At 63.0% G+C, this 19,733-nt stretch carries 17 protein-coding genes; 8 read left to right on the top strand and 9 right to left on the bottom strand.

The features are described 5' to 3' along the window. Window positions 1-6: 6 nt before the first annotated feature. From ACI3K3_RS08715 to ACI3K3_RS08705, 3 genes are read left to right on the top strand one after another with little or no spacing between them, the layout of a single operon-like run. Window positions 7-786 carry a type III pantothenate kinase gene (locus tag ACI3K3_RS08715; RefSeq protein ID WP_404913202.1) on the top strand — a complete coding sequence of 260 codons (780 nt, stop codon included), beginning with the start codon at window positions 7-9 and terminating at the stop codon, window positions 784-786. Continuing rightward, complete coding sequence (locus ACI3K3_RS08710; RefSeq protein WP_404913201.1) at window positions 783-2,408, top strand: ribonuclease J; 1,626 nt, start codon at window positions 783-785, stop codon at window positions 2,406-2,408. The genes ACI3K3_RS08715 and ACI3K3_RS08710 overlap by 4 nt, the downstream gene beginning before the upstream one ends. Window positions 2,409-2,419: 11 nt before the next feature. Continuing rightward, window positions 2,420-2,710: a DUF1467 family protein gene (locus tag ACI3K3_RS08705; RefSeq protein ID WP_404913237.1), complete on the top strand. Its 291-nt coding sequence runs from the start codon at window positions 2,420-2,422 to the stop codon at window positions 2,708-2,710. A gap of 66 nt (window positions 2,711-2,776) precedes the next feature. Here the strand turns inward: ACI3K3_RS08705 and ACI3K3_RS08700 are convergent, their stop codons facing one another. Continuing rightward, window positions 2,777-5,452 carry an ATPase gene (locus tag ACI3K3_RS08700; RefSeq protein ID WP_404913200.1) on the bottom strand — a complete coding sequence of 892 codons (2,676 nt, stop codon included), beginning with the start codon at window positions 5,450-5,452 and terminating at the stop codon, window positions 2,777-2,779. Window positions 5,453-5,521: 69 nt separating this feature from the next. Here ACI3K3_RS08700 and ACI3K3_RS08695 point away from each other — a divergent pair, with 69 nt between their 5' ends. From ACI3K3_RS08695 to ACI3K3_RS08680, 4 genes are all read left to right on the top strand, one after another. Next, window positions 5,522-5,824: an Hpt domain-containing protein gene (locus ACI3K3_RS08695; RefSeq protein WP_404913199.1), complete on the top strand. Its 303-nt coding sequence runs from the start codon at window positions 5,522-5,524 to the stop codon at window positions 5,822-5,824. A 108-nt stretch (window positions 5,825-5,932) separates the two neighbouring features. After that, complete coding sequence (locus ACI3K3_RS08690; protein ID WP_404913198.1) at window positions 5,933-7,114, top strand: hypothetical protein; 1,182 nt, start codon at window positions 5,933-5,935, stop codon at window positions 7,112-7,114. Between the two features lie 35 nt (window positions 7,115-7,149). Next, on the top strand, window positions 7,150-8,118 hold the full coding sequence (locus ACI3K3_RS08685) for a hypothetical protein (RefSeq protein WP_404913197.1): 969 nt from the start codon (window positions 7,150-7,152) through the stop codon (window positions 8,116-8,118). Then, entirely contained in the window at window positions 8,118-9,494 is a 1,377-nt protein-coding gene (locus tag ACI3K3_RS08680) for a sensor histidine kinase (protein ID WP_404913196.1), read from the top strand. The genes ACI3K3_RS08685 and ACI3K3_RS08680 overlap by 1 nt, the downstream gene beginning before the upstream one ends. Before the next feature lie 19 nt (window positions 9,495-9,513). Here the strand turns inward: ACI3K3_RS08680 and ACI3K3_RS08675 are convergent, their stop codons facing one another. The 4 genes from ACI3K3_RS08675 to gltX all read right to left on the bottom strand — a co-directional run bounded on the left by ACI3K3_RS08675 (window position 9,514) and on the right by gltX (window position 14,099). Further along, entirely contained in the window at window positions 9,514-9,735 is a 222-nt protein-coding gene (locus ACI3K3_RS08675) for a hypothetical protein (RefSeq protein ID WP_313442712.1), read from the bottom strand. Between the two features lie 51 nt (window positions 9,736-9,786). Next, window positions 9,787-10,986 (bottom strand): amidohydrolase family protein, encoded by a 1,200-nt coding sequence (locus ACI3K3_RS08670; RefSeq protein ID WP_404913195.1) that lies wholly within the window; start codon window positions 10,984-10,986, stop codon window positions 9,787-9,789. Window positions 10,987-11,347: 361 nt separating this feature from the next. Beyond that, window positions 11,348-12,631, bottom strand: coding sequence for a citrate synthase (locus ACI3K3_RS08665; RefSeq protein ID WP_404913194.1), 1,284 nt, complete (start codon window positions 12,629-12,631; stop codon window positions 11,348-11,350). 13 nt (window positions 12,632-12,644) lie between these two features. Continuing rightward, complete coding sequence (gene gltX, locus ACI3K3_RS08660) at window positions 12,645-14,099, bottom strand: glutamate--tRNA ligase (RefSeq protein ID WP_404913193.1); 1,455 nt, start codon at window positions 14,097-14,099, stop codon at window positions 12,645-12,647. A gap of 29 nt (window positions 14,100-14,128) precedes the next feature. Here gltX and ACI3K3_RS08655 point away from each other — a divergent pair, with 29 nt between their 5' ends. Further along, on the top strand, window positions 14,129-16,330 hold the full coding sequence (locus tag ACI3K3_RS08655; RefSeq protein ID WP_404913192.1) for a ComEC/Rec2 family competence protein: 2,202 nt from the start codon (window positions 14,129-14,131) through the stop codon (window positions 16,328-16,330). A 55-nt stretch (window positions 16,331-16,385) separates the two neighbouring features. Here ACI3K3_RS08655 and lexA read toward each other — a convergent pair whose 3' ends face one another. The 4 genes from lexA to trpC all read right to left on the bottom strand — a co-directional run bounded on the left by lexA (window position 16,386) and on the right by trpC (window position 19,726). After that, window positions 16,386-17,063, bottom strand: a complete 678-nt coding sequence (lexA, locus tag ACI3K3_RS08650; protein ID WP_404913191.1) for a transcriptional repressor LexA — start codon at window positions 17,061-17,063, stop codon at window positions 16,386-16,388. A 131-nt stretch (window positions 17,064-17,194) separates the two neighbouring features. Beyond that, window positions 17,195-18,409: a molybdopterin molybdotransferase MoeA gene (locus ACI3K3_RS08645; protein ID WP_404913190.1), complete on the bottom strand. Its 1,215-nt coding sequence runs from the start codon at window positions 18,407-18,409 to the stop codon at window positions 17,195-17,197. Then, a complete protein-coding gene (gene moaC / locus ACI3K3_RS08640; protein ID WP_404913189.1) occupies window positions 18,406-18,891 on the bottom strand; it encodes a cyclic pyranopterin monophosphate synthase MoaC in 486 nt (161 codons plus the stop codon). The genes ACI3K3_RS08645 and moaC overlap by 4 nt, the downstream gene beginning before the upstream one ends. Window positions 18,892-18,934: 43 nt before the next feature. Beyond that, the gene (gene trpC, locus ACI3K3_RS08635; RefSeq protein ID WP_404913188.1) at window positions 18,935-19,726 is read right to left on the bottom strand and encodes an indole-3-glycerol phosphate synthase TrpC; all 792 of its coding nucleotides are present in this window, start codon (window positions 19,724-19,726) and stop codon (window positions 18,935-18,937) included. Between the last annotated feature and the right edge of the window lie 7 nt (window positions 19,727-19,733).

Genomic DNA, 19,733 nt, shown 5'->3' with positions numbered 1-19,733 from the left:
AATTCCATGCTGCTTGCCATCGATGCCGGCAACACCAATGTCGTCTTCGCGCTGTTCGAGGGCCGCACCTTGCGTGGTCGCTGGCGCATCGCCACCGATCCGCGCCGCACGGGCGACGAGTATGCGGTCTGGCTCATGCAGCTTCTCTCGATCCGCGGCGTCGCGGCGGACGAGATAGACCGGATTATCATCTCCACGGTAGTGCCGCGCGCGCTCCACAACCTGGAAATACTTTGCCGTCATTATTTCGACGTGGAGCCGCTCGTGGCCGGCGTCGGCAAGGCGGACTACGCCATCGATATCGACGTGGACCAGCCCAAGTCGCTGGGCGCGGACCGGGCGGTCAATGCCATCGCCGCGCATGAACGCCATGGCGGTGATCTGATCGTGGTCGATTTCGGCACCGCGACGACTTTCGACGTGGTAGACTACAACGGTGCCTACAAGGGCGGCATCATCGCGCCAGGCATCAACCTCTCGCTGGACGCGCTGGTGGGCAATACCGCCAAGCTGCCACGCATCGCCATCGCCGTTCCCGCCAGCAAGAGCGTGATCGGCCGCAACACCGAAGACCAGATGCTGATCGGCGTGTTCTGGGGCTATGTGGCGATGATGGAGGGTCTGATCGCCCGCATGCGCGCCGAAATCGGGCGCCCCGCCAAGGTCATCGCGACCGGCGGGCTGGCCGTATTGTTCGACGAGGCTTCCGATATTTTCGACGCGGTCGATCCCGACCTGACGCTCGAAGGCCTCGCCATTCTTGCCGAAAGGGCATCGAAGACGTGATTCCAGGTAACGAACTGCTGTTTTGTGCGCTCGGGGGCTCGGGCGAGATTGGCATGAACGTCAATCTCTACGGCTGCCAGGGTAAATGGCTGATGGTCGACTTGGGCATGACTTTCGGCATGAACGAATATCCCGGCGTCGATCTGGTCTTCGCCGATCTCGATTTCATCGAAGGCGAGCGGGAGAACCTGCTCGGTATCGTGCTCACCCATGCGCACGAGGATCACATCGGCGCGGTGCCGTATTTTGCCCAGGAACTCGACGTTCCGATCTATGCCACGCCGTTCACCGCACGTCTGGTGGCCGCGAAGCTGGAAGAAGCGGGCATTCTCGATCAGGTCGAACTGATCGTCATCGACCACCTCGACCGCTTCGAACTCGGGCCTTTCGGCATTCGCTACGTGCCGCTGGCGCACTCGATTGCCGAGGGCAACGCGCTGCTGATCGATACGCCGTTCGGCCGGATCTTCCACACCGGCGACTGGAAGCTCGACGACGAGCCGCAAGTCGGTACCCCGGCGACCAAGGCTGAACTCACGGCGATCGGTGACGAGGGTGTGTTGGCGCTCGTCTGCGATTCCACCAACGTGTTCAACCCGGAGGCGTCGGGTAGCGAAGGCGAAGTCTATCGCGGGCTGCTGGAAGAAGTGAAGAAGCATCGCGGCCGGCGCGTGCTGGTAACGACTTTCGCCTCGAACGTCGCCCGTCTCCAGACGCTGGGGGAAGTGGCGCGCAAGACCAACCGCAAGCTCTGCGTGGCCGGGCGCTCGCTCGACCGCATCATCGAGACCGGGCAGGCAAGCGGCTATCTCAAGAAGTTGCCCGAACTGGTGGATGTCGAGACGGCGATGGACCTGCCGCGCGGCGAAGTGCTGATCGTCGCCACCGGCGGGCAGGGCGAGCCGCGCGCGGCGCTCTCTCGCATTTCCGATGGTAATCACCCGATCAAGCTGGAGAAGGGCGATGTCGTCCTGTTTTCTAGCCGGCAGATTCCCGGCAACGAAATCCCGATCGGGCGCATCCAGAATCGCCTGTCGGACGCCGGGATCGTCATCGTCACCGACCGCCAGAGCATGATCCACGTTTCCGGCCATCCCGGACGCCCGGAACTGGTCGCGCTCTATGGTTGGCTGCGGCCGGAAACCCTGCTGCCGGTTCATGGCGAGATTCGTCACATGCGCGAACAGGCCAGGCTTGGGCTGGAAAGCGGCATTCCGAATGCGGTGTTCCAGAAGAACGGCGATCTCGTCCGTCTTGCGCCCGGCAAGCCCGGCAAGTTCGGAGAGGTTCATTCGGGCCGCCTGATCCTCGACGGTGATATCATCGCCCCCGCCGATGGCGATGCCATGGTCATGCGCCGCCGCATCGCGTTCAACGGCGTGGTTTCGGTCGCGGCAGACCGCAAGGGGCATGTTCAGGTGGCGGCGATCGGCCTGCCGCTCGACGAGGATTACGCGAAGTTCGTCGAGGAGGCGCAGCGCGATGTCGCCGATGCGCTGGGCCGTGCCAAGAAGTCCGACCGCGAAGTACGTGTCGAAGCAGCTCGCCTTGCCGCTCGCCGCGCCGCCACGCGCTGGTCGGGCAAGAAACCGCAAGTGCAGGTGATGCTGCTGGAGGATTGACGGCAATGGCGATGCAATGGACCTCGATGGTGGCGATCTACGGCCTGTTCTGGGTCTTGAGCGCCTTCCTGGTCATGCCGTTCGGCCTGCGTACCCCCAGCGAGGTGGAAGGATACAAGGTCGAGAAAGGCCATGCCGACAGCGCCCCGGTCAATTTCCGCCCCCGGATGATCGCCCGGCGCGCCACCGTTCTGGCGGTGGTGCTGTTCGGGCTCTACTACGCGAACTACGCCGAGCAGTGGATCACGGTCGGCGATCTCAATTTCTTCGGAAAGCCGCCGGTCGAAGACCTCGGATACTGAAACAAAAAAGAGGCCCGCCTTTGCAAAGGCGGGCCTCTTTTCTTGTGATATGTCGGCCGCTGTCGATCAGCTTCGCAGCCGTTCGATCCCTTGTGCCAGGGCGACGTAGAGCTTGCCCATGTCGGAGGAGAGCAGGGTCACGCCCAGTGCGTTGCCGTCGCGGGTGGAGAGCACCTGCCTCAGGATCGATTCGAAGTCGTGGATGTAGCGGCTGACATGCTCGCGGAAGGTATCATCGCGTTCGAACAGCTGCTGGATAGACTTGATTTCCCCGGCATCCAGCAGTGACACCGCGCGCCGGGTGAATATTCCGCGGTCCCCTCGCAGGTAAGAGGCCCAGGCGGTGTCGGAGACTTCGCTGGAAAGGGCCGAGGTTATGTCGATCGCGTTCGAGTTGAGCGCCTCGGTGATCAGTGCGACACGGCGCGCGAAATCGTTGTCGACTTGCTCCTCGGCCTTCTCGCGGGCCTGCGAGACGCGCTTTTCGAGATTGCCGACGAGGTCGTCCACCTTGGAAAGCTGTTCTCGAAGCTGGATCGTCGCCTCGCGCGTAGCGCCTGAAGCATGGGCGACGGCCTGATCCAGCTGACCGGTCACTTCCGCGACGCGCGTACGCATCGATCGGTCTATGGCCTGCGCGCTTTCCGTGCCCAGGCTTTCGGCAACCCTGGCGATGCGCGCGGCGCTATCGGTTTCGATCGCAGTCACGGATTCATCGATCGTCACGCCAAGGGCTGCGATCGCTTCACGCAGTTCGTTCCGCGCACGGCCGGCTGCAGCCTCGGTCGCGGCATCGATATCGGTAAGCGAGGTATGCAACACCTGGAGCAGCTTGGCATGCGCTGCGCCATGTTCGGAAAGGTCCGAGTGCATGGCGGAAAGCTCGTCTGCGAAATCCTTCAGATTGTTGCCTGAAGTCTCCACGCCTTCCGCAAGTTCCTCTCCGCTGCGCGCCGATTGGGCAAGAGCGTCGAGCACCGTCGTAATTCCGGACTGCAGCCGCTCCAGGCGGCCTTCGGACACCGCGAGCGCTTCAGGCAGTTCGTGATGGGCGTAGCGTGCGCTGCCTTGGATGAGTTCCAGCAGACGCACGCTGGTTTCGGTGAGCTTCTCGGCATCCCCATCGGTGGCGGCCATGGTTGCCCGCGCGGCGGTCAGGCGCTCGCTCAGGGACGCAAGACTGTCGCGCAGGCGCGCTTCGAGCGTTTCGCTGCTATTGGCGATGGCCGCGAACCGTGCCTCGTAATCGCCGAGTTCCGCCGTCACCGCGGCGGCGCGCTCGTTCAAGGCCGCGGCCTGGAGGCGATGCCGTTCGAGGCGCTCGGCCACGGCGTTGTCGAGGTCTCCCAGCATCTGATCGATGCGGGCAAGCGCGTGACGCTCCTGCTCGGCCTGACGGGCCTGGCGCTCGCCGGTTTCGGCAGCCAGTTTTTCCCGGCGCTCTGAAATTGCGCGGTCCAGTGCCTCGGCATCACTGCCGATGACGTTAAGGCTGCCGCGCAGCGCGGAAACCGTCGCCTCCTGGGTCTGGGCTATGCCCCGCGCGATCTCAGCCTGTTCCCCGTGGATTTCATCGAGCGCCTGCCGCCATGCCTCGGCAGCCCGGCCCTCGCCATCGCGGAGCGCGCGCGAAACGACATCGCTTTCCTCGCGCAGCGCGACCAGTCGGGCACGCAACGAAGTGAGGCTTTCTTCCTCATGGAGGTCAAGCTGAGCCCTGGTGTTGCTGATCTCGGCTTCCAGAATACCGGCGCGGGAGCGGAGGGACGCGAGCGCGGCGGTTTCGTGACCGTCCAGCTCCGTGCGAAAAGCGCTGCCGCGTTCGGCGAGTGCCGCGAAACGCGTCTCGGCAAGGGCGCCGATCTGTTCGCTGCGATCATGGATCTCTGCGAGGGCGCCTTCGACAGACTGGCGCAATTGCCCGACCTGCCGCTCGCTGGCGGATCCATATTCGTTGAGCCGGTTGAAGCCATTGATCATGTCTTCCAGCTGGACATGGGCAGCGCGGCCGGCATTGCCGATATTGTTGGTGACGTCCTTGGCCGAACTGGCGATGACGGGAAGTTGGCTACGCAGCTTCTCCATATTGTCGAGCGCGGCCTGGCTGACGCCGCTGATCGATTCGACGCGTGACCCATTGTCTCGAATGAGATCCTGCAATCGTTCGGCATTCGAGGACAACCGCTCGGCGGCCAGGCGTCCGAGTGTCTCAAGATCGCGCGACTGGGCGGCGACGAACTCTCGGGCAAGGCTGAGTTCTCGATTGACCGTGACGAGACGGGCCTCGAGTTGCGCGGATTCGCTTGCAAGGGTGCGTGCGATATTGCCGAAACGCCGGCCCTCGCGGCTGCTGTTTCGCAGCGCCAGCAGCCAGACCACGCCGATCAGCGCGATGGGCACGGCCCATTGCGCGATCATTGCGGGAAGCGCTTCAAGGCCGATCGGTGCAGCCTCGGCAGCCACATGTGCATAGACGAAGAACGCGGTCCAGGCCAGGGCGACGGAGCCGGCCAGGACCGGCGCCAGCCATTCGCGGGACTGCAAGGCCGTGGCGGGCTCGTCCGTGGCGACCCACGCGCTGCGCCATGCGTCTTCCGAAATGTCTTCTCCGCCGTCCTGCGGTGAGCGGGCGAGCGCCAGGGTTTCGTCCATGCGGTGTTCCGATTTTCCGTTCGAAGCAAGATCCGAACTGTCTTCGCTGCTGTTCGCGCCGAACGCGATGATCCTGTGTTCCCCAGCCATGCTTTCAGGATAACACGCAGGGGGCGTCTATAAAGCCTGGTTTAACTGTTTGGGCATTAAGCTGGGGAAATGGCTTATGAAGCAGGTGCCCTTGAAGCGACGCTGGCCGCTGCGGCGGGCGGAGATCCTACGCTTTTCGCGGAGTTGCGCGCATCCTTCCTGGAAAGCGTGGCGCGACAGGTCGATCTTTTGTCGCGATCCCGATGCGACGGCAATTGGCAGCTTGCGGCGATGCGGCTCAAGGGGCTGGCGGCAAGTTTCCATTCCGCGCAATTGCTGGCGCTGGCGGAGCGTGCGTTGGACGGTGCGCCGGGCGAGCCCGGGGTCGTGCGCCAGTTGCGCGCCTTTCTTGCCGAGTTGACCCCCACCTGAGAGGTTTTCCTTAGCCATTTGGAGGGCCCCGGCTTGGCACCGGCCAGGCCTTTGCCTAAGGGTTGAAGGTCGCTGGAGTGTATCGAACTGCGTATCGCCTTGCTCGCCATGATGGAGCCTGCCGTGGCGGGTCAGACGCTGCCGCGCGCTTTTCTGCGCATCGGCGGGGCGACGCTTGCACAGCATCAGCTTGGGCTTGCGCTCGCACTCGATTGCCAGCGGGTCATCTGCCTGGCGCGCGGGACATCGCCGGAAATGATCGCCGTGCAGCGCATGGCGGAAGATGCCGGCCTGCAATTCTACATCGCATCAGGAGCCAGGGCGCTGTCCGGACTGGTCACGGCCAGCGACGAACTGGTGGTCATCGGCGAGGGCCTGTTCGTGGAGCCGGCCGGTGTCTTGCCGCTGCTTGAGGGCCGCTCTCCAGCGGTACTGGTGCAGCCGGTGGAAGGAGGGCTTGCGGCGGGTTTCGAACGGATTGACATCAATCGCGCAAGTGCAGGCCTGATGCGCATTCCCGGACATCTTGTCGAAAATCTTCAGGAGTTGCCGGCAGATTGCGATGTGCACTCGGCCTTGACGCGAATCGCGCTGCAGTCGGCAGTGCCCATGCGAGACGTTCCCGCCGCCGTTCGAAGCGGTGTGGACTGGCGCCTGATTCGCGACGAGAGCGAAGCGCACGCGGTGGAGTTGGATTGGCTCAACGAACGGTTTGCCGATGGCGGATATGTGTCGCCCGGTCGCGTGGTAGCGCGGCGGGGCGTGCTCCGCTTCGGCTCCACGCTGCTCCATGCAGGCAATGCCAGCAACATGCTGAGCCTGGGCGTTGTCGGTTCGGTGGCCATAGCCGGCGGTCTTGCCTGGTTCGAACTTCTCGTCCCCGCGTTTCTCCTGCTTGGCGTGGCTGCACTGCTGGTCGAGGCAAGCCGCCTGCTGCGCTCGGTCGAGCGACACGCGCTTGGACAGTTGCCGCCGGCAATCCCGCGCGCGAACGTTCTGGGCTGGCTGCTGGATGCCGCATTCGGGCTTTCCGTACTGGCCGGCATACCTCGGCTCGGCGGCGAATCGCTGATCTCGTGGATGTTCCCGGCGGCCATGCTGATGATGCTCCTGGCGCTGATTCCGCGCTACGTGACAGGTAAGGTCGCATCGCTTGCGGCAGACCGTGCCACATTGGGACTTCTGCTGGCTTTTGCCGCAGGATTCGGGCAAGTTGAGCCCGTGGTGGAAGTTCTGGCGATCGCGCTTATTGTGATCGGCATGGCTCTTCCGCTACGTCGGAAGGACTAACCGGGGCTTAACCAGATACAGGGTAAACGGGACGGATGATCGACAACGCTGTTCATCCGGCCGACGACCAGACCGCGGAGGCTCTGCTCCGTGCTGATCTGGCGCGCGGCGATGCCATGGCCGACAGTGTGCTGCCCATCTTGCAGTACCTGCTCGCGGCGGAAGACAGTGCGCTGTTCAGCGACGAGATTCTGGCGCGGGTGCGCGGAATGGTTGCGGATCTGGCCCGTCAGATCGTCGAGCAGCTCTATCTGGGCGAAGCCGACGCCGGGCAGTTCGCAGAGGATCTGGAAGACCTTTCGCGCACTTTCATGGCGGACGCGCTGTTACTGTCGCACATTCATTCCATGGCTTTGGAATGGCAGATGACGGAGCGCCTTCAGGGGCGCCTGGCGCTCGATCCGGTGGTGTCTCCTTTGGTCCAGGCCATGCTCGCGTCGGCAGAGGGGCCGATCCATGGACTGGCCGTCAGTTGGCTGGCTGCGCAGGCGCGGTGGTGTCAGGCGCAACGCGGGATGAGCCTGCCCCTGGGCGAGCTTCCCGGCGATCTGCTTCATCGCGTGCTGCTGGCGGTTCGCGGCATGATGGCGGTGAGGGCCGGAACCTTGCGAAAGACAGCGGCCGAACGGCTTGCCGCCGCCGAAGCGGGTATTCGCCGTCGCTACGATGAAGGCGCAACGCGACTGGGTCTCGCCTCGCGCCTGTTGACGGGTCTCGGAGGGGCATCTCACATTGCATTGTCGGTGGGCCACGCCGGTGTGGCGTTGTTCTTCACGGCGCTCGCCACGGGCTCGGGACTGAGGCGGGAAGCCGCGGTGCTCGCCACCCACGAGGCGCAACTGGCGCGCCTTGCGCTGGCCTTGCGCGCGGCGGGTCTCAATGCGCCTGACATCGAGAAGCAGTTTCTCGCCATCCATCCCGAAGCGATGCTGCCCGAAGGGTTTGAACGTTTGGGAGTCGATGTGGCCGTGTCGATCCTGGCCAGTGGACGGCAGGGCGGCTGATGCTGATGGAAGGCACGATCCTTGCTCGCGGGGTCAGCGATGCACAAGACCGGCTGCTGGAAGCCGACGAGCCTCTTGCCGGCCTTCAGCAACGATGCGGGGGGGGACTTCCTGGCGCGATTGCCGTGCCGGAACTGCTGGAACTCGTACGCAAGGCGCGCCGCTATGGATTCCGGCTCGCCCGCGCCGTGGCCGCGCATGACGGCAACGACGTCATAACCGCATGGGTGGAAGTCGAGCCGCAAGGGTTCGGCGAAGGTTGCCAGATCGTCGTGCGGAACTGGCAGACGGCGCCGGCGCCCATGGAAGACGCCGCAGCGGTAGAGCGCCGGCGCACGATGACCGATCGTCATCTCGCCGAATTGTCGGCCCAGCTGGACGCCGAGCAGCGCCTGCTGGCCGTCTCTTCGGACAGCGCGGAACTGGCCTCTCTCGCCGCGTCCATGAGCGCGGGATTCGGTCGTGCCTGGACGGAATTTCTGCCGCCCGAGAAGATCGCCCACAAGCAGCCGCTGCATTGGCGCCTGCTGGATGGCGCGCGGGTGGTCGTTCCCGGATCGCGACGGGCCTGGCGCATTTCTCTCGTGCCGCATATGCGCCCCGGCTTCGATCCGGCGGGCTTCGAGTTGCTGCTGGTTTCCGATACGCCGGCCGGTTCGGCGGCGACCTTGCGCGAGCCGATGGAGCCGCTGCTGCGCCGCAGCTTGGTGGGGCAGGATCTGGCACCGGTCCTGCGTCAGCCGATCTCGCGGATAATCGCCAATGCGGAAACGATCCGTACCCGGCTCGCCGGGCCCCTGCCGGATGCCTATGCGGAGTACGCGGGCGAAATCGCGGGTGCCGGGAAGCTTTTGCTGGGGCTGCTGGAAGATCTCGCGGACCTGGAGGTGGTGGAAACGGAAGGCTTCAGCACAGCGCCCGACCGCGTGGATCTGTCAGAACTGGCGCGGCAGGCGGCGGGCATTCTCAACGTGCGGGCTCGGGAAAAAGGCATCTTCATAGAGGCCCCGCATCCCGCAGAAAATCTTCCGGCCATCGCGGAATACCGACGCGTCTTGCAGGTTTTGCTCAATCTGATCGGCAACGCGATCCGTTATTCGCCGGAAGGTTCGCAGGTCTGGATCAGGCTGGAAGCGATCGGAGAGCGCGCCAGGATCATCGTGGCCGACCAGGGGCCGGGCCTCTCGGAGGATCAGCAGGGCAGGGTGTTCGAGAAGTTCGAACGCCTTGGCCGAAGTGGCGACGGCGGATCGGGCCTCGGCCTCTACATCTCGCGCAGCCTTGCCCGGGCGATGGGCGGCGATCTTGTCGTCGAAAGCGCACCGGGGCAGGGCGCGCGGTTCATCCTGGACGTTCCCGCCGATCTGGAGGCTTGATCGGGGGCAGTTCCAACCGTCAGAGACGGTTGTCATTGCTCCCGTTGCCGCGACGCGCAAGCCAGAGCAGGACCGATCCGACCGCCGCCATGATCGCTCCGCGCACGGCCCAACTTCGATCGTCGATCATCATGCTCTGTGCCGGCCAGGAGATTATGCCGGTGCCCTGGCCGACCCAGAGCAGGCCGATCACGATCCCCGATAGTCCGACGACGATGGCTAGTATCCTGAGGAACGGCATTACAATTCCTCCCAAGCAATAATCAGAGAATGACGTGGCGATGTGGTCGTTTCAAGGTACCCTCCGCGCAGAAGCCGGTTCGCGATAGAACACACCGTTCTTCATGATCGCGCGGAAATTGCGATCCGGGTTCCCGATCAGGTCGATGTCGGCAATCGGATCGCCATCCACCAGAATGAGGTCCGCCAGCGCTCCGACCTCGACGACGCCCAGCTTGCCCTTGTAGGGCGAGCGTTCGCCGGACAGGGCGAGAAGCTGGGCATTGTCGTGGGTGACGATCTTCAGGATTTCGGCGGGCGTGAACCACTGCTTCAGCTTGAGGATATAGGTGTTCTGTTCGCTGTTTTCCTCCGGCCGGAACAGGAAGTCGGTACCCCAGGCAAGCTTCACGCGATGCTTCTTGGCCCATGCCCAGGCATGATCGGACCCTTCGCGGACCTTCATCTTGTTTGCGAGGCGCTCCGGCGGGTCGCTGGGAAGCGGCGGCGGCAGGTTCTGAAGCGAAAGCCAGGCGCCGCGCGTGCCGATGAGCTGGATCGTGGCTTCATCCAGCAACTGTCCGTGTTCGATCGATTTGACCCCGGCCTCCAGCGCGCGACGCACGGCGCGCGGCGTGTAGGCATGGACGGCGACGTAAGTTCCCCAATCCTCCGCAGCCGCGACGGCCGCCGAAATTTCTTCCGGAAGATATTGGGTGACGTCGAGGGGATCGTATTCGGACGAAGAGCCTCCGCCCGCCATCAGCTTGATCTGGCTGGCACCGAAGCGCAAGTTTTCGCGGGTGGCGGTGAGTACTTCGTCGCGGCCATCGGCGATGAACGTTGCGCCCAGTTCCTCGGCTCGGGCGGGCTTTCCGAAAAACCGGCGCGAACGTTCGTTGGGTAGGCGGAAATCGCCGTGACCCGAGGTCTGGCTGATGACCGCGCCTGAGGGCCAGATACGCGGCCCCTGGTACTTTCCAGCGTCAATGCCCGCTTTCAGGCCGAAGGCCGGGCCGCCCATGTCACGCACCGCAGTGAAGCCGCGCAGAAGCATCGCCTTGGCTTGCACGGCTGCCGCCGCCTCCGCCGATTGCGGCGTGAGATCGGGTGCGAGAAGCTGAGGTTCGGTAAGGGCGCTGAACGTAAGGTGGACATGTACGTCGATCATGCCCGGCATGAGCGTGGCGCCCTTGCCCTCGACGATCCTGGCGCCATTCGGTGTCGGAATCGCAGGGCCGATCGCCGAGATGACGTTGCCTTTGACGATCACATTGGTCGGATTTGAAAGTCGATCCGATTGGCCATCGAAAACGCGCACGTTCCGAAATATCGTCTCTGCCTGAGGTGGCTTCGCGTCTTGCGCCTTTGCAGGAAAAACCAGAGATGCTGATAGCAAAACTGCGGTAAATGCTCCGAAACCACTTGGGATCATTCGCCAACGCCCCCGCTGTAATATTCTGGATCTTCGCAAATACTATAACAGGGTCTTTTCCATATCAAGCACTTACACTTGAGAAGGTCAGATACGTGGCTTTTACGGAGCGTCGCCCGAAAAAGGAAAGGCCCCCGCTTTCGCGAGGGCCTTCCTGTAAGCCGACAAACTGCCGCTGCCGCTCTTGCGAGCGGGAAGCTCAGCGCTGGCCGATCTGCACGTAGTCGCGCTGCGTCGGACCGGTGTAGAGCTGACGCGGGCGGCCGATCTTCTGGCCGGGATCCGAGATCATTTCGTTCCATTGCGCGACCCAGCCTACGGTGCGGGCGAGGGCGAAGAGCGCGGTGAACATCGTGGTCGGGAAGCCGATGGCCGAGAGGATGATGCCCGAGTAGAAATCGACGTTCGGGAACAGCTTCTTCTCTGCGAAGTACGGATCGCTGAGGGCGATTTCCTCGAGGCGCAGGGCGGTCTCGAAGAGCGGGTCGGTGACCTTGAGCGCGTCGAACACCTCGCGGACGGTCTTCTGCATGACCGTGGCGCGCGGATCGTAGTTCTTGTAGACGCGGTGACCGAAGCCCATCAGGCGGAACGGATCGTTCTTGTCCTTCGCACGGTCGATGTAGTGCTGGATCTTGTCCGGCGTGCCGATTTCCTTGAGCATGTTCAGCGCGGCTTCGTTCGCGCCGCCATGGGCAGGGCCCCAGAGGCAGGCGATGCCTGCCGCGATGCACGCGAACGGATTGGCGCCCGACGAACCGGCAAGACGCACGGTCGAGGTCGAGGCGTTCTGCTCGTGGTCGGCGTGGAGGATGAAGATGCGGTCCATCGCCTTTTCGACGGCCGGGACAACCTCGTATTCTTCCGCGGGCACGCCGAAGGTCATGCGCAGGAAGTTGCCGGTGTAGCTCAGCTTGTTGTCGGGATAGACGAAGGGCTGACCGACGGAGTACTTGTAGGCTGCTGCCGCGATCGTCGGCATCTTGGCGATCAAGCGATGCGAGCTGATCTTGCGGTGCTCGGGATCGGAGATGTCGGTCGAGTCGTGGTAGAACGCAGAAAGCGCGCCGACCACGCCGCACATGATCGCCATCGGGTGTGCGTCACGGCGGAAGCCGCGATAGAAGTTCGCCAGCTGCTCGTGCAGCATGGTGTGACGCGTGATGGTGTTCTCGAAAGTCGACAGTTCGGCTGCGCTCGGCAGTTCGCCGTTCAGCAGCAGGTAGCTGGTTTCCATGAACGACGAGTTTTCGGCCAGCTGGCCGATCGGGTAGCCGCGATGGAGCAGGACGCCTTCGTCACCGTCGATGTAGGTCAGCGCGCTTTCGCAGCTGGCCGTCGAGGTGAAGCCGGGATCGTACGTGAACTTGCCCGTCTGGGCATAGAGCTTGCGGATATCGATGACATCCGGGCCGACACTGCCCTTGAGCACGGGGTAGTCGAATTCCGTGCCACCAGCATTCAGTTTGACCTGATCACCCACCAGTTCTTACTCCTTATATGTGCGACCCGGTCGTGGCGTCCGCCTGCGCGCCAATGCGTGCGAGGCTTTCTTCACGGCCGAGCAGAACCAATACGTCGAAAATACCCGGAGAGGTCGTCTGACCAGTCAGGGCCGCCCGCAAGGGTTGCGCGAGCTTGCCGAGGCCCAATCCCAGATCCTCGGCCATTGCCTTCAGGTTGCCTTCCAATGCCTCCAGGGTCCATTCGGACTGTCCGGAAAGACGCTCGTGCATGGCGGCGAGGCGCCCCCGCGCCTCGTCCGTCAAAAGCGCCTGCGCCTTCTCGCTGAACGCGAGCGGACGCTTGGCAAACAGGAATTCTGCACCTTCTGCAAGTTCGTTGAGGTCCTTTGCACGGACCTTCAGCACCGGCATCGCCTGCGCGAGCAGAACGAGGTCGGGATTTTCAAAGCCGGCCTTCTCGAGGCGCGGCGCGACCAATTGCGCGAGACGCTGGTCGTCGGCTTCGCGCAAGTAGTGGCCGTTGAGATTCTGGAGTTTGGCGAGGTCGAAGCGCGAGGGAGACTTGCCCACGTCCGCCATGTCGAACCATTCGATCGCCTTGTCGCGGCCGATGAATTCCTCGTCGCCGTGGCCCCAGCCCAGGCGGAGCAGATAGTTGAACAGCGCCTCGGGCAGCACGCCCATTTCGTCGCGATAGGCGTCGACCCCAAGCGCCCCGTGGCGCTTGGACAGCTTCGCACCGTCGGCGCCGTGGATGAGGGGGACATGCCCGTAGACCGGCTCGTCCCACGCCATGCCGCGGATGATCACGAGCTGGCGAAAGGCATTGTTGAGGTGATCGTCGCCGCGCAGGACGTGCGTGACACCCATGTCGTGATCGTCGACCACCACCGCCAACATGTAGGTTGGCGTTCCGTCGGAACGAAGAATGACGAAATCGTCGATTTCCTCGTTCTTGACCGTGACTTCGCCCTGGACGAGATCGTTGATGGTGGTTTCGCCATCGCGAGGCGCCTTGACGCGCACCACATAGGATTTGTCGGCGGGCCACGTCGATGGGTCGGCATCGCGCCACTCGCTGTCGATACGGAAGGGCTTGCGCTCTTCCTGCGCCTTCTGGCGGCGTTCGGCCAGTTCTTCAGTGGTCAGGTAACAGCGATAGGCGTGGCCGTTGGCGAGCAGTTCGGCGGCGACTTCCGCATGGCGGTCGGAGCGGGCAAACTGGAACACCGCCGGCTCGTCGCCTTCTAGGCCGAGCCAGGTCAGGCCGTCGAAGATCGCGTCGATCGCAGGCTCGGTGGAGCGGGCACGATCGGTATCTTCGATGCGCAGCAGGTACTTGCCCCCGTTGTGCCGGGCGAACAGCCAATTGAAGAGTGCGGTACGAGCCCCACCGATGTGGAGATATCCCGTGGGCGAGGGGGCAAAGCGCGTTACAACGGTCTTGCCTGCCGCCGCTTCGCCCGATGCACTGCCGCTTGCCATTGTAAAAACCTTCCTGTCCTATGCTCACCATGGTCAGCAACGCCGCCACGATGGTCGATTTCGAGCCTCCGGCTTTAACCGGAGGCGCTGCATTGCAGCATCGCCCATGGATCAGCCAGAGCCACTTGTCGAGGAGTTTGGCCGGTGTCGAGCGTTTTCTTTCGAACAGCGGTTTCGCGCGGGCGCCGTGGCTGACAGTTGCCTTCGGAACCGGCATAATTGCGTGGTTTTCCTTGGCTCAATCCGAAGCTTGGGCGGGCGTTTGCGTAGTATGCGTATTGATTGCGGTTTTTTCACGAACCCGACAGAACGAACTTTCTCGTTTCCCCTATATCGGAAGGGCGATTTTCGCACTCTCGCTCATGGTGCTGGCGGGCTGTCTGACGATCTGGACCCGATCGGAAATCATCGGGCAGGCTGCGATCTCCCGGCCCGTCACGGGTCTATTTACAGCACGCGTACTGGAGCGGGAACAGCAACCGGCCTTAGAACGCGTGCGCCTGGTACTGGCGTTGCGTTACCCGGAAAGCCGTCGTGCGATCAAAGTTCGGATGAATGTTCCCGCTTCATGGGTTGGCGATCGTGTTGCGAGCGGAACGCTCATCCGCTTCCATGGCAGGCTTTCGCCTCCGGCATCGGCTATGTTTCCCGGCGGCTATGACTTCGCGCGATCTGCATGGTTTTCCGGATTTTCGGCAACAGGAAGGATCACCTCCCCGGTTGAGATTCTGGCTTCTGGTAGCGGGGGGAACTGGATTGCGCGACAGCGCCTGGCGCTTTCGAAGCACATCAATCGGCAACTTCCCGGCTCCGGGGGTGGTATCGCTGCGGCGTTGACCACGGGAGACATGGGCGCGATCGGCAAGGACGATGCGCAAGCGATGCGCGATGCCGGGCTTGCGCACCTGCTGTCGATCAGCGGGCTTCATGTCAGCGCGGCGATCGGGTGCATATATTTCCTGGTGCTGCGTTCGCTCGCCCTTTTTCCCGCGATCGCCTTGCGCGTACGACTTCCGATCCTCGCAGCCGTGATGGGCGCGCTTGCGGGCATTGGCTATACGCTGCTCAGCGGCTCGCAGGTGCCGACCGTACGATCCTGCCTGAGCGCATTGCTGGTGCTGGCGGCACTGGCGTTGGGGCGCCAGGCCTTGTCGATGCGCTTGCTGGCGGCAGCGGCCTTCCTTGTTCTGCTGATCTGGCCCGAGTCGTTGATCGGTCCGAGTTTTCAGATGAGCTTTGCCGCTGTGATGGTCCTGGTCGCATTGAGCGACTCCGCACCGATCAAGCACTGGCTGGCACCGCGAGATGAAGCGATTTTAACCAAGGCGCTCCGCAGTTTCGCGCTCATGCTTGTCATGGGTATCGCCATCGAAGCGGCGCTGATGCCTATCGGGATGTACCATTTCCATCGCGCGGGGTTTTACGGGGCTTTCGCGAACCTTCTTGCAATCCCTCTGACGACCCTGATCGTCATGCCCCTGGTCGCATTAGCGCTGGCATTAGACGTCGTGGGTCTTGGCGCGCCGGTCTGGTGGTTGGCGCACCATGCGGTGGATGCATTGTTGGAGATCGCGCGATGGGTCGCCGCGCAGCCGGGTGCCGTAAAGGTGATGCCGCGCATGGGCGAATGGCACTTCATGCTGTTCGTGGTCGGAGGGCTGTGGCTTTGCCTGGTTCAAAGCCTTGCACGTCTCTGGGGATTGGCTGCGATAGCTGCCGGATACCTTGGGCTGATGATGATCCAGGCGCCGGACGTCATGATTTCTGGAAACGGCCGTCACGTGGCATGGATCGATCCTGTCAGCGAGCGCCTTGTTACCTTACGCGACAGTTCGAGCGACTATGCCTTGGATAACATCATGGAGTCAGCCGGCGTCCTGGATGATCCGGAATTGATGCGCTCCAACCCTCAAGCCAAGTGCAACGAAGATTTCTGCAAAGTGGCGCTCAAGGACGGCTATTCCACTCGCCATCTTCTGATCGCCAGAGGGGATCTGCCCGTACCGGAAGATGCCTTGGCAAGGGCCTGCGCGCGATCGGATATCGTCATCGCGCACCGTCGCTTGCCAACCACATGCCGTCCCAAATGGCTAAAGGTCGATCGACGAATGCTGGACCGTACGGGAGGCGTCACGATTGATTTGAAAAACCGGAGGCTGACATCGGTAGCCGAGACGCAGGGCGACCATGGATGGTGGCGCAATGGCGTGCTCAAGCAAGTACAACACTAGCTGGCGTGACGACATTGGACAGGCAGGGGAGGGCGTTCCGTCCCCCTTTTGCCGATCAGTGATACCGGCGCAGCAACCCAGCGAGCTTGCCTTGAACTTCTACTTCGTCCGGGCCGTAGATCTGAGGCTCATAGGCCGCATTCGCTGGGTCGAGCCGAACCATTCCGTCTTCCCGCCGCAGGTACTTCAGCGTAGCTTCTTCTCCACGGATGAGCGCGACCACGATCTCGCCGTCCCGTGCAGTAGTGGTGCGCTTCACCAGCGCGAAATCTCCATCGAGAATTCCCGCTTCCACCATCGAATCCCCCGACACTTCGAGGGCGTAGTGATCGCCGGAACCTAGAAGTGCCGCGGGTACCGGTAGCGAAGACTGGCCTTCCAGCGCTTCGATAGGGACACCGGCTGCAATGCGGCCGTGTAGGGGGATTTCTATGACGTCGTTCGCCGGACGGCCAACAGCCGGTGCGCGCGAGGCGATTTCCTTGGCAGACGCCGGCTTTGGCGGCTTGCTCGTTGCATCTTCAGGCTGACGAAGCACTTCGAGTGCTCTGGCGCGGTTGGGGAGACGGCGGATGAAGCCGCGCTCTTCAAGCGCCGAGATCAGCCGGTGAACACCCGACTTGGACTTGAGGTCGAGGGCTTCCTTCATTTCCTCGAAACTGGGGGAAATGCCGCTTTCCTCAAGCCGGACCTGGATGAACCGGAGCAACTCGTGCTGCTTGCGCGTCAACATCTGCTTAGCCTCATGTGTTCTGCGGCACTTGGCCCAATCCCGTCCGACGAACAGCCCTGTCAGGCCAGCAGCCTTTCAAGTATCGCGTTCGTGAACATTGAGGGAACAATTATGCAACGAACAGGGTATCGTCAAGCAATACCGCCATTTTGGAGCAAGAACATCTGAACCGTGTCCCCCACTTCCGCGCGCGGGGCCTGTGCAGGGCGATCGATCAGAACGTTGCTGGCTGCGAGCGACGACAGTGCTCCGCTATCCTGGAGCGATAGCGCGTGCACCGTCTCCCCGTCCCAACAGCCCCTCACGAACTCTCGACGCGCGCTGCCGGGTTGGAGCGGCTGCGACAGGCGGGCCGTAATCGGCCTGGCAAGCGCGCCGGACGCGCCAGAGAGCGCGCGCAGCACCGGAAGCAGGAAGAGGTAGGCCGTTACGAGGCTGGAAACCGGATTTCCCGGCAAACCGATGACGATCTGCTTGCGGGCGCCTTGTCTGCGGGTTGCGACGAGCAGCGGCTTGCCCGGCTTGATCGCAACGCGCCAGAAATCGATATCGGCGCCCCAGGCTTCCAGCGCGGGACGAAGGAGATCGTGGTCGCCAACCGAAGCTCCGCCACTGGTGACGATGACATCGGCATCCTGAGTCGCTGAAAAGGCGGCCACGATGGCGTCGATATCGTCGGGGACCGGTCCATTTCGCTTTGCATCTACCGGAACGCTTCGCGCCAGCGCCGTGAGCATGGCGCCGTTGCTGGCGGGAATCTGATGATCCCCGCAGGCTTCCGGATCGGCCGACAGTTCGTCGCCGCTGTCGATCACGGCAAGTCGGGGCAGCCGCCTGACGGGCAAGTGACGATGGCCCGAGGCGATCGCGAGCCCGATCTGTGCCGGTCCTATCAGAGTTCCCACGGCGAGCAGCGGTGCGCCGTCCTGGAAGTCCAGGCCCTTGGCACGGATATGCTTGTTTTCCGGGGTGGGGGCGTCGCCGGTGAGGGTGAGGTGGTCTCCTTCGCGGGCCAGGTCTTCCTGAACTATCACGGCGCCGGCACTTGCGGGGAGCAAGGCTCCGGTCGAGATACGCACCGCCTGACCCTTGGCGATCGTGCCCATGAAAGGATGGCCGGCGGCACTTTCGCCGATCACTTTCCATGGGCCTGCAATATCACCGGGGCTCAAGGCATAGCCGTCCATCGCGGACATATCCGCCATGGGCTGGCAGCGCCGGGCGAGAAGCGGGGCTGCAAGATAACGACCCGCCGCACTTTCGACATCTACGTGTTCGACTGGGAGAGCCTCGACAAGAGCCAGGAGCCTCGCCTGCGCTTCCTCCAAGGGCATCGGTGGCATCATCGCGACAGATCCTCGGCCTTCCAATGCCCGGATTTGCCGCCAAGCTTTTCGACTAGGCGGATGTCGCCGATGACCATGGCCTTGTCGAGCGCCTTGGCCATGTCATAGATTGTCAGAAGGGCGATGGAAGCTGCTATAATCGCTTCCATTTCAACGCCTGTTTTGCCGGTGAGCGAAACCGTGGCCCTGGCCTCTATCGCCGCTTCCTCGAAAGTGAAATCGACGTTGATGGCGTCGAGAAGAAGCGGGTGGCACATCGGGACGAGTTCAGAAGTCTTCTTGGCCGCCATGATACCGGCAATGCGCGCGGTTCCCAGGACATCGCCTTTCGGCGCGTCTCCAGCGCGGATGGCGGCGAGGGCCGAGGTTGTCATCGTGATACGCCCCGATGCGACGGCGACGCGGCGAGTCTCCTGTTTCGCGCCGACATCCACCATCCGTGCGGTTCCTTCGGCATCGATGTGCGTGAGAGACTTGCTCATGTAACCTCTTGGAACCAGCGACCGGAATGTCAGGAAAGGAAGCTTAGATTCCGGACAGCAGCCGCCGGGTTGCCGCTTCGACGTCAGCTTCGCGCATCAGGCTTTCACCGACCAGGAACGTGCGAGCGCCACAGGCAGAGAGGCGTTCGAGATCCTGATGACCGTTGATGCCGCTCTCGCTGACAAGAAGGGTTCCCGGTGGGGCAAGCGGAGCAAGTCGTTCCGTCGTTCCGATATCGGTGACGAAGCGCTTCAGGTCTCGGTTGTTGACGCCGATCAGGCGGGATTTCAACCGGCCTGCGCGTTCCATTTCGGCCTCGTTGTGAACTTCGACAAGGCAGTCCATCCCGCGCTCCATGGCGGCCGCCTCGATCTCCGCCATGAGCACGTCGTCGAGAGCGGCGACGATGATCAGGATCGCATCGGCGCCCATCGAACGGGCTTCGGCCACTTGCCACGGGTCCACCATGAAATCCTTGCGGATCACCGGCAGCGAGCAGGCCGCGCGGGCGTCGACCAGGAAATCCTCGTGGCCCTGGAAATAGATCGCATCCGTCAGCACGGACAGACATGCCGCTCCGCCGCGCTCATAGGCAATCGCGTGTTCGGCGGGCCTGAAATCAGCTCTTATCAACCCTTTGGAAGGAGATGCTTTCTTGATTTCAGCAATCAGCGCGAACCCGGATTCGGCCTTGCGCCGCAGCGCGGCTTCGAAACCACGGGGGGCGCTCTGTTCCGTCGCGCGTGCGTCGAGATCTTCGATCGTGGCGAACCCCTTGCGGGTTTGCACTTCGATGCGCTTGGTATCGCAGATTTCAGTGAGCTTGTCGGACATGGGTACC

It is taken from the genome of Novosphingobium sp. ZW T3_23 (genome assembly GCF_044987305.1).
GTDB lineage: Bacteria > Pseudomonadota > Alphaproteobacteria > Sphingomonadales > Sphingomonadaceae > Novosphingobium.
The sequence above is the reverse complement of the archived record's forward strand: the minus strand, read 5'-3'. Positions and strand labels throughout refer to the sequence as shown.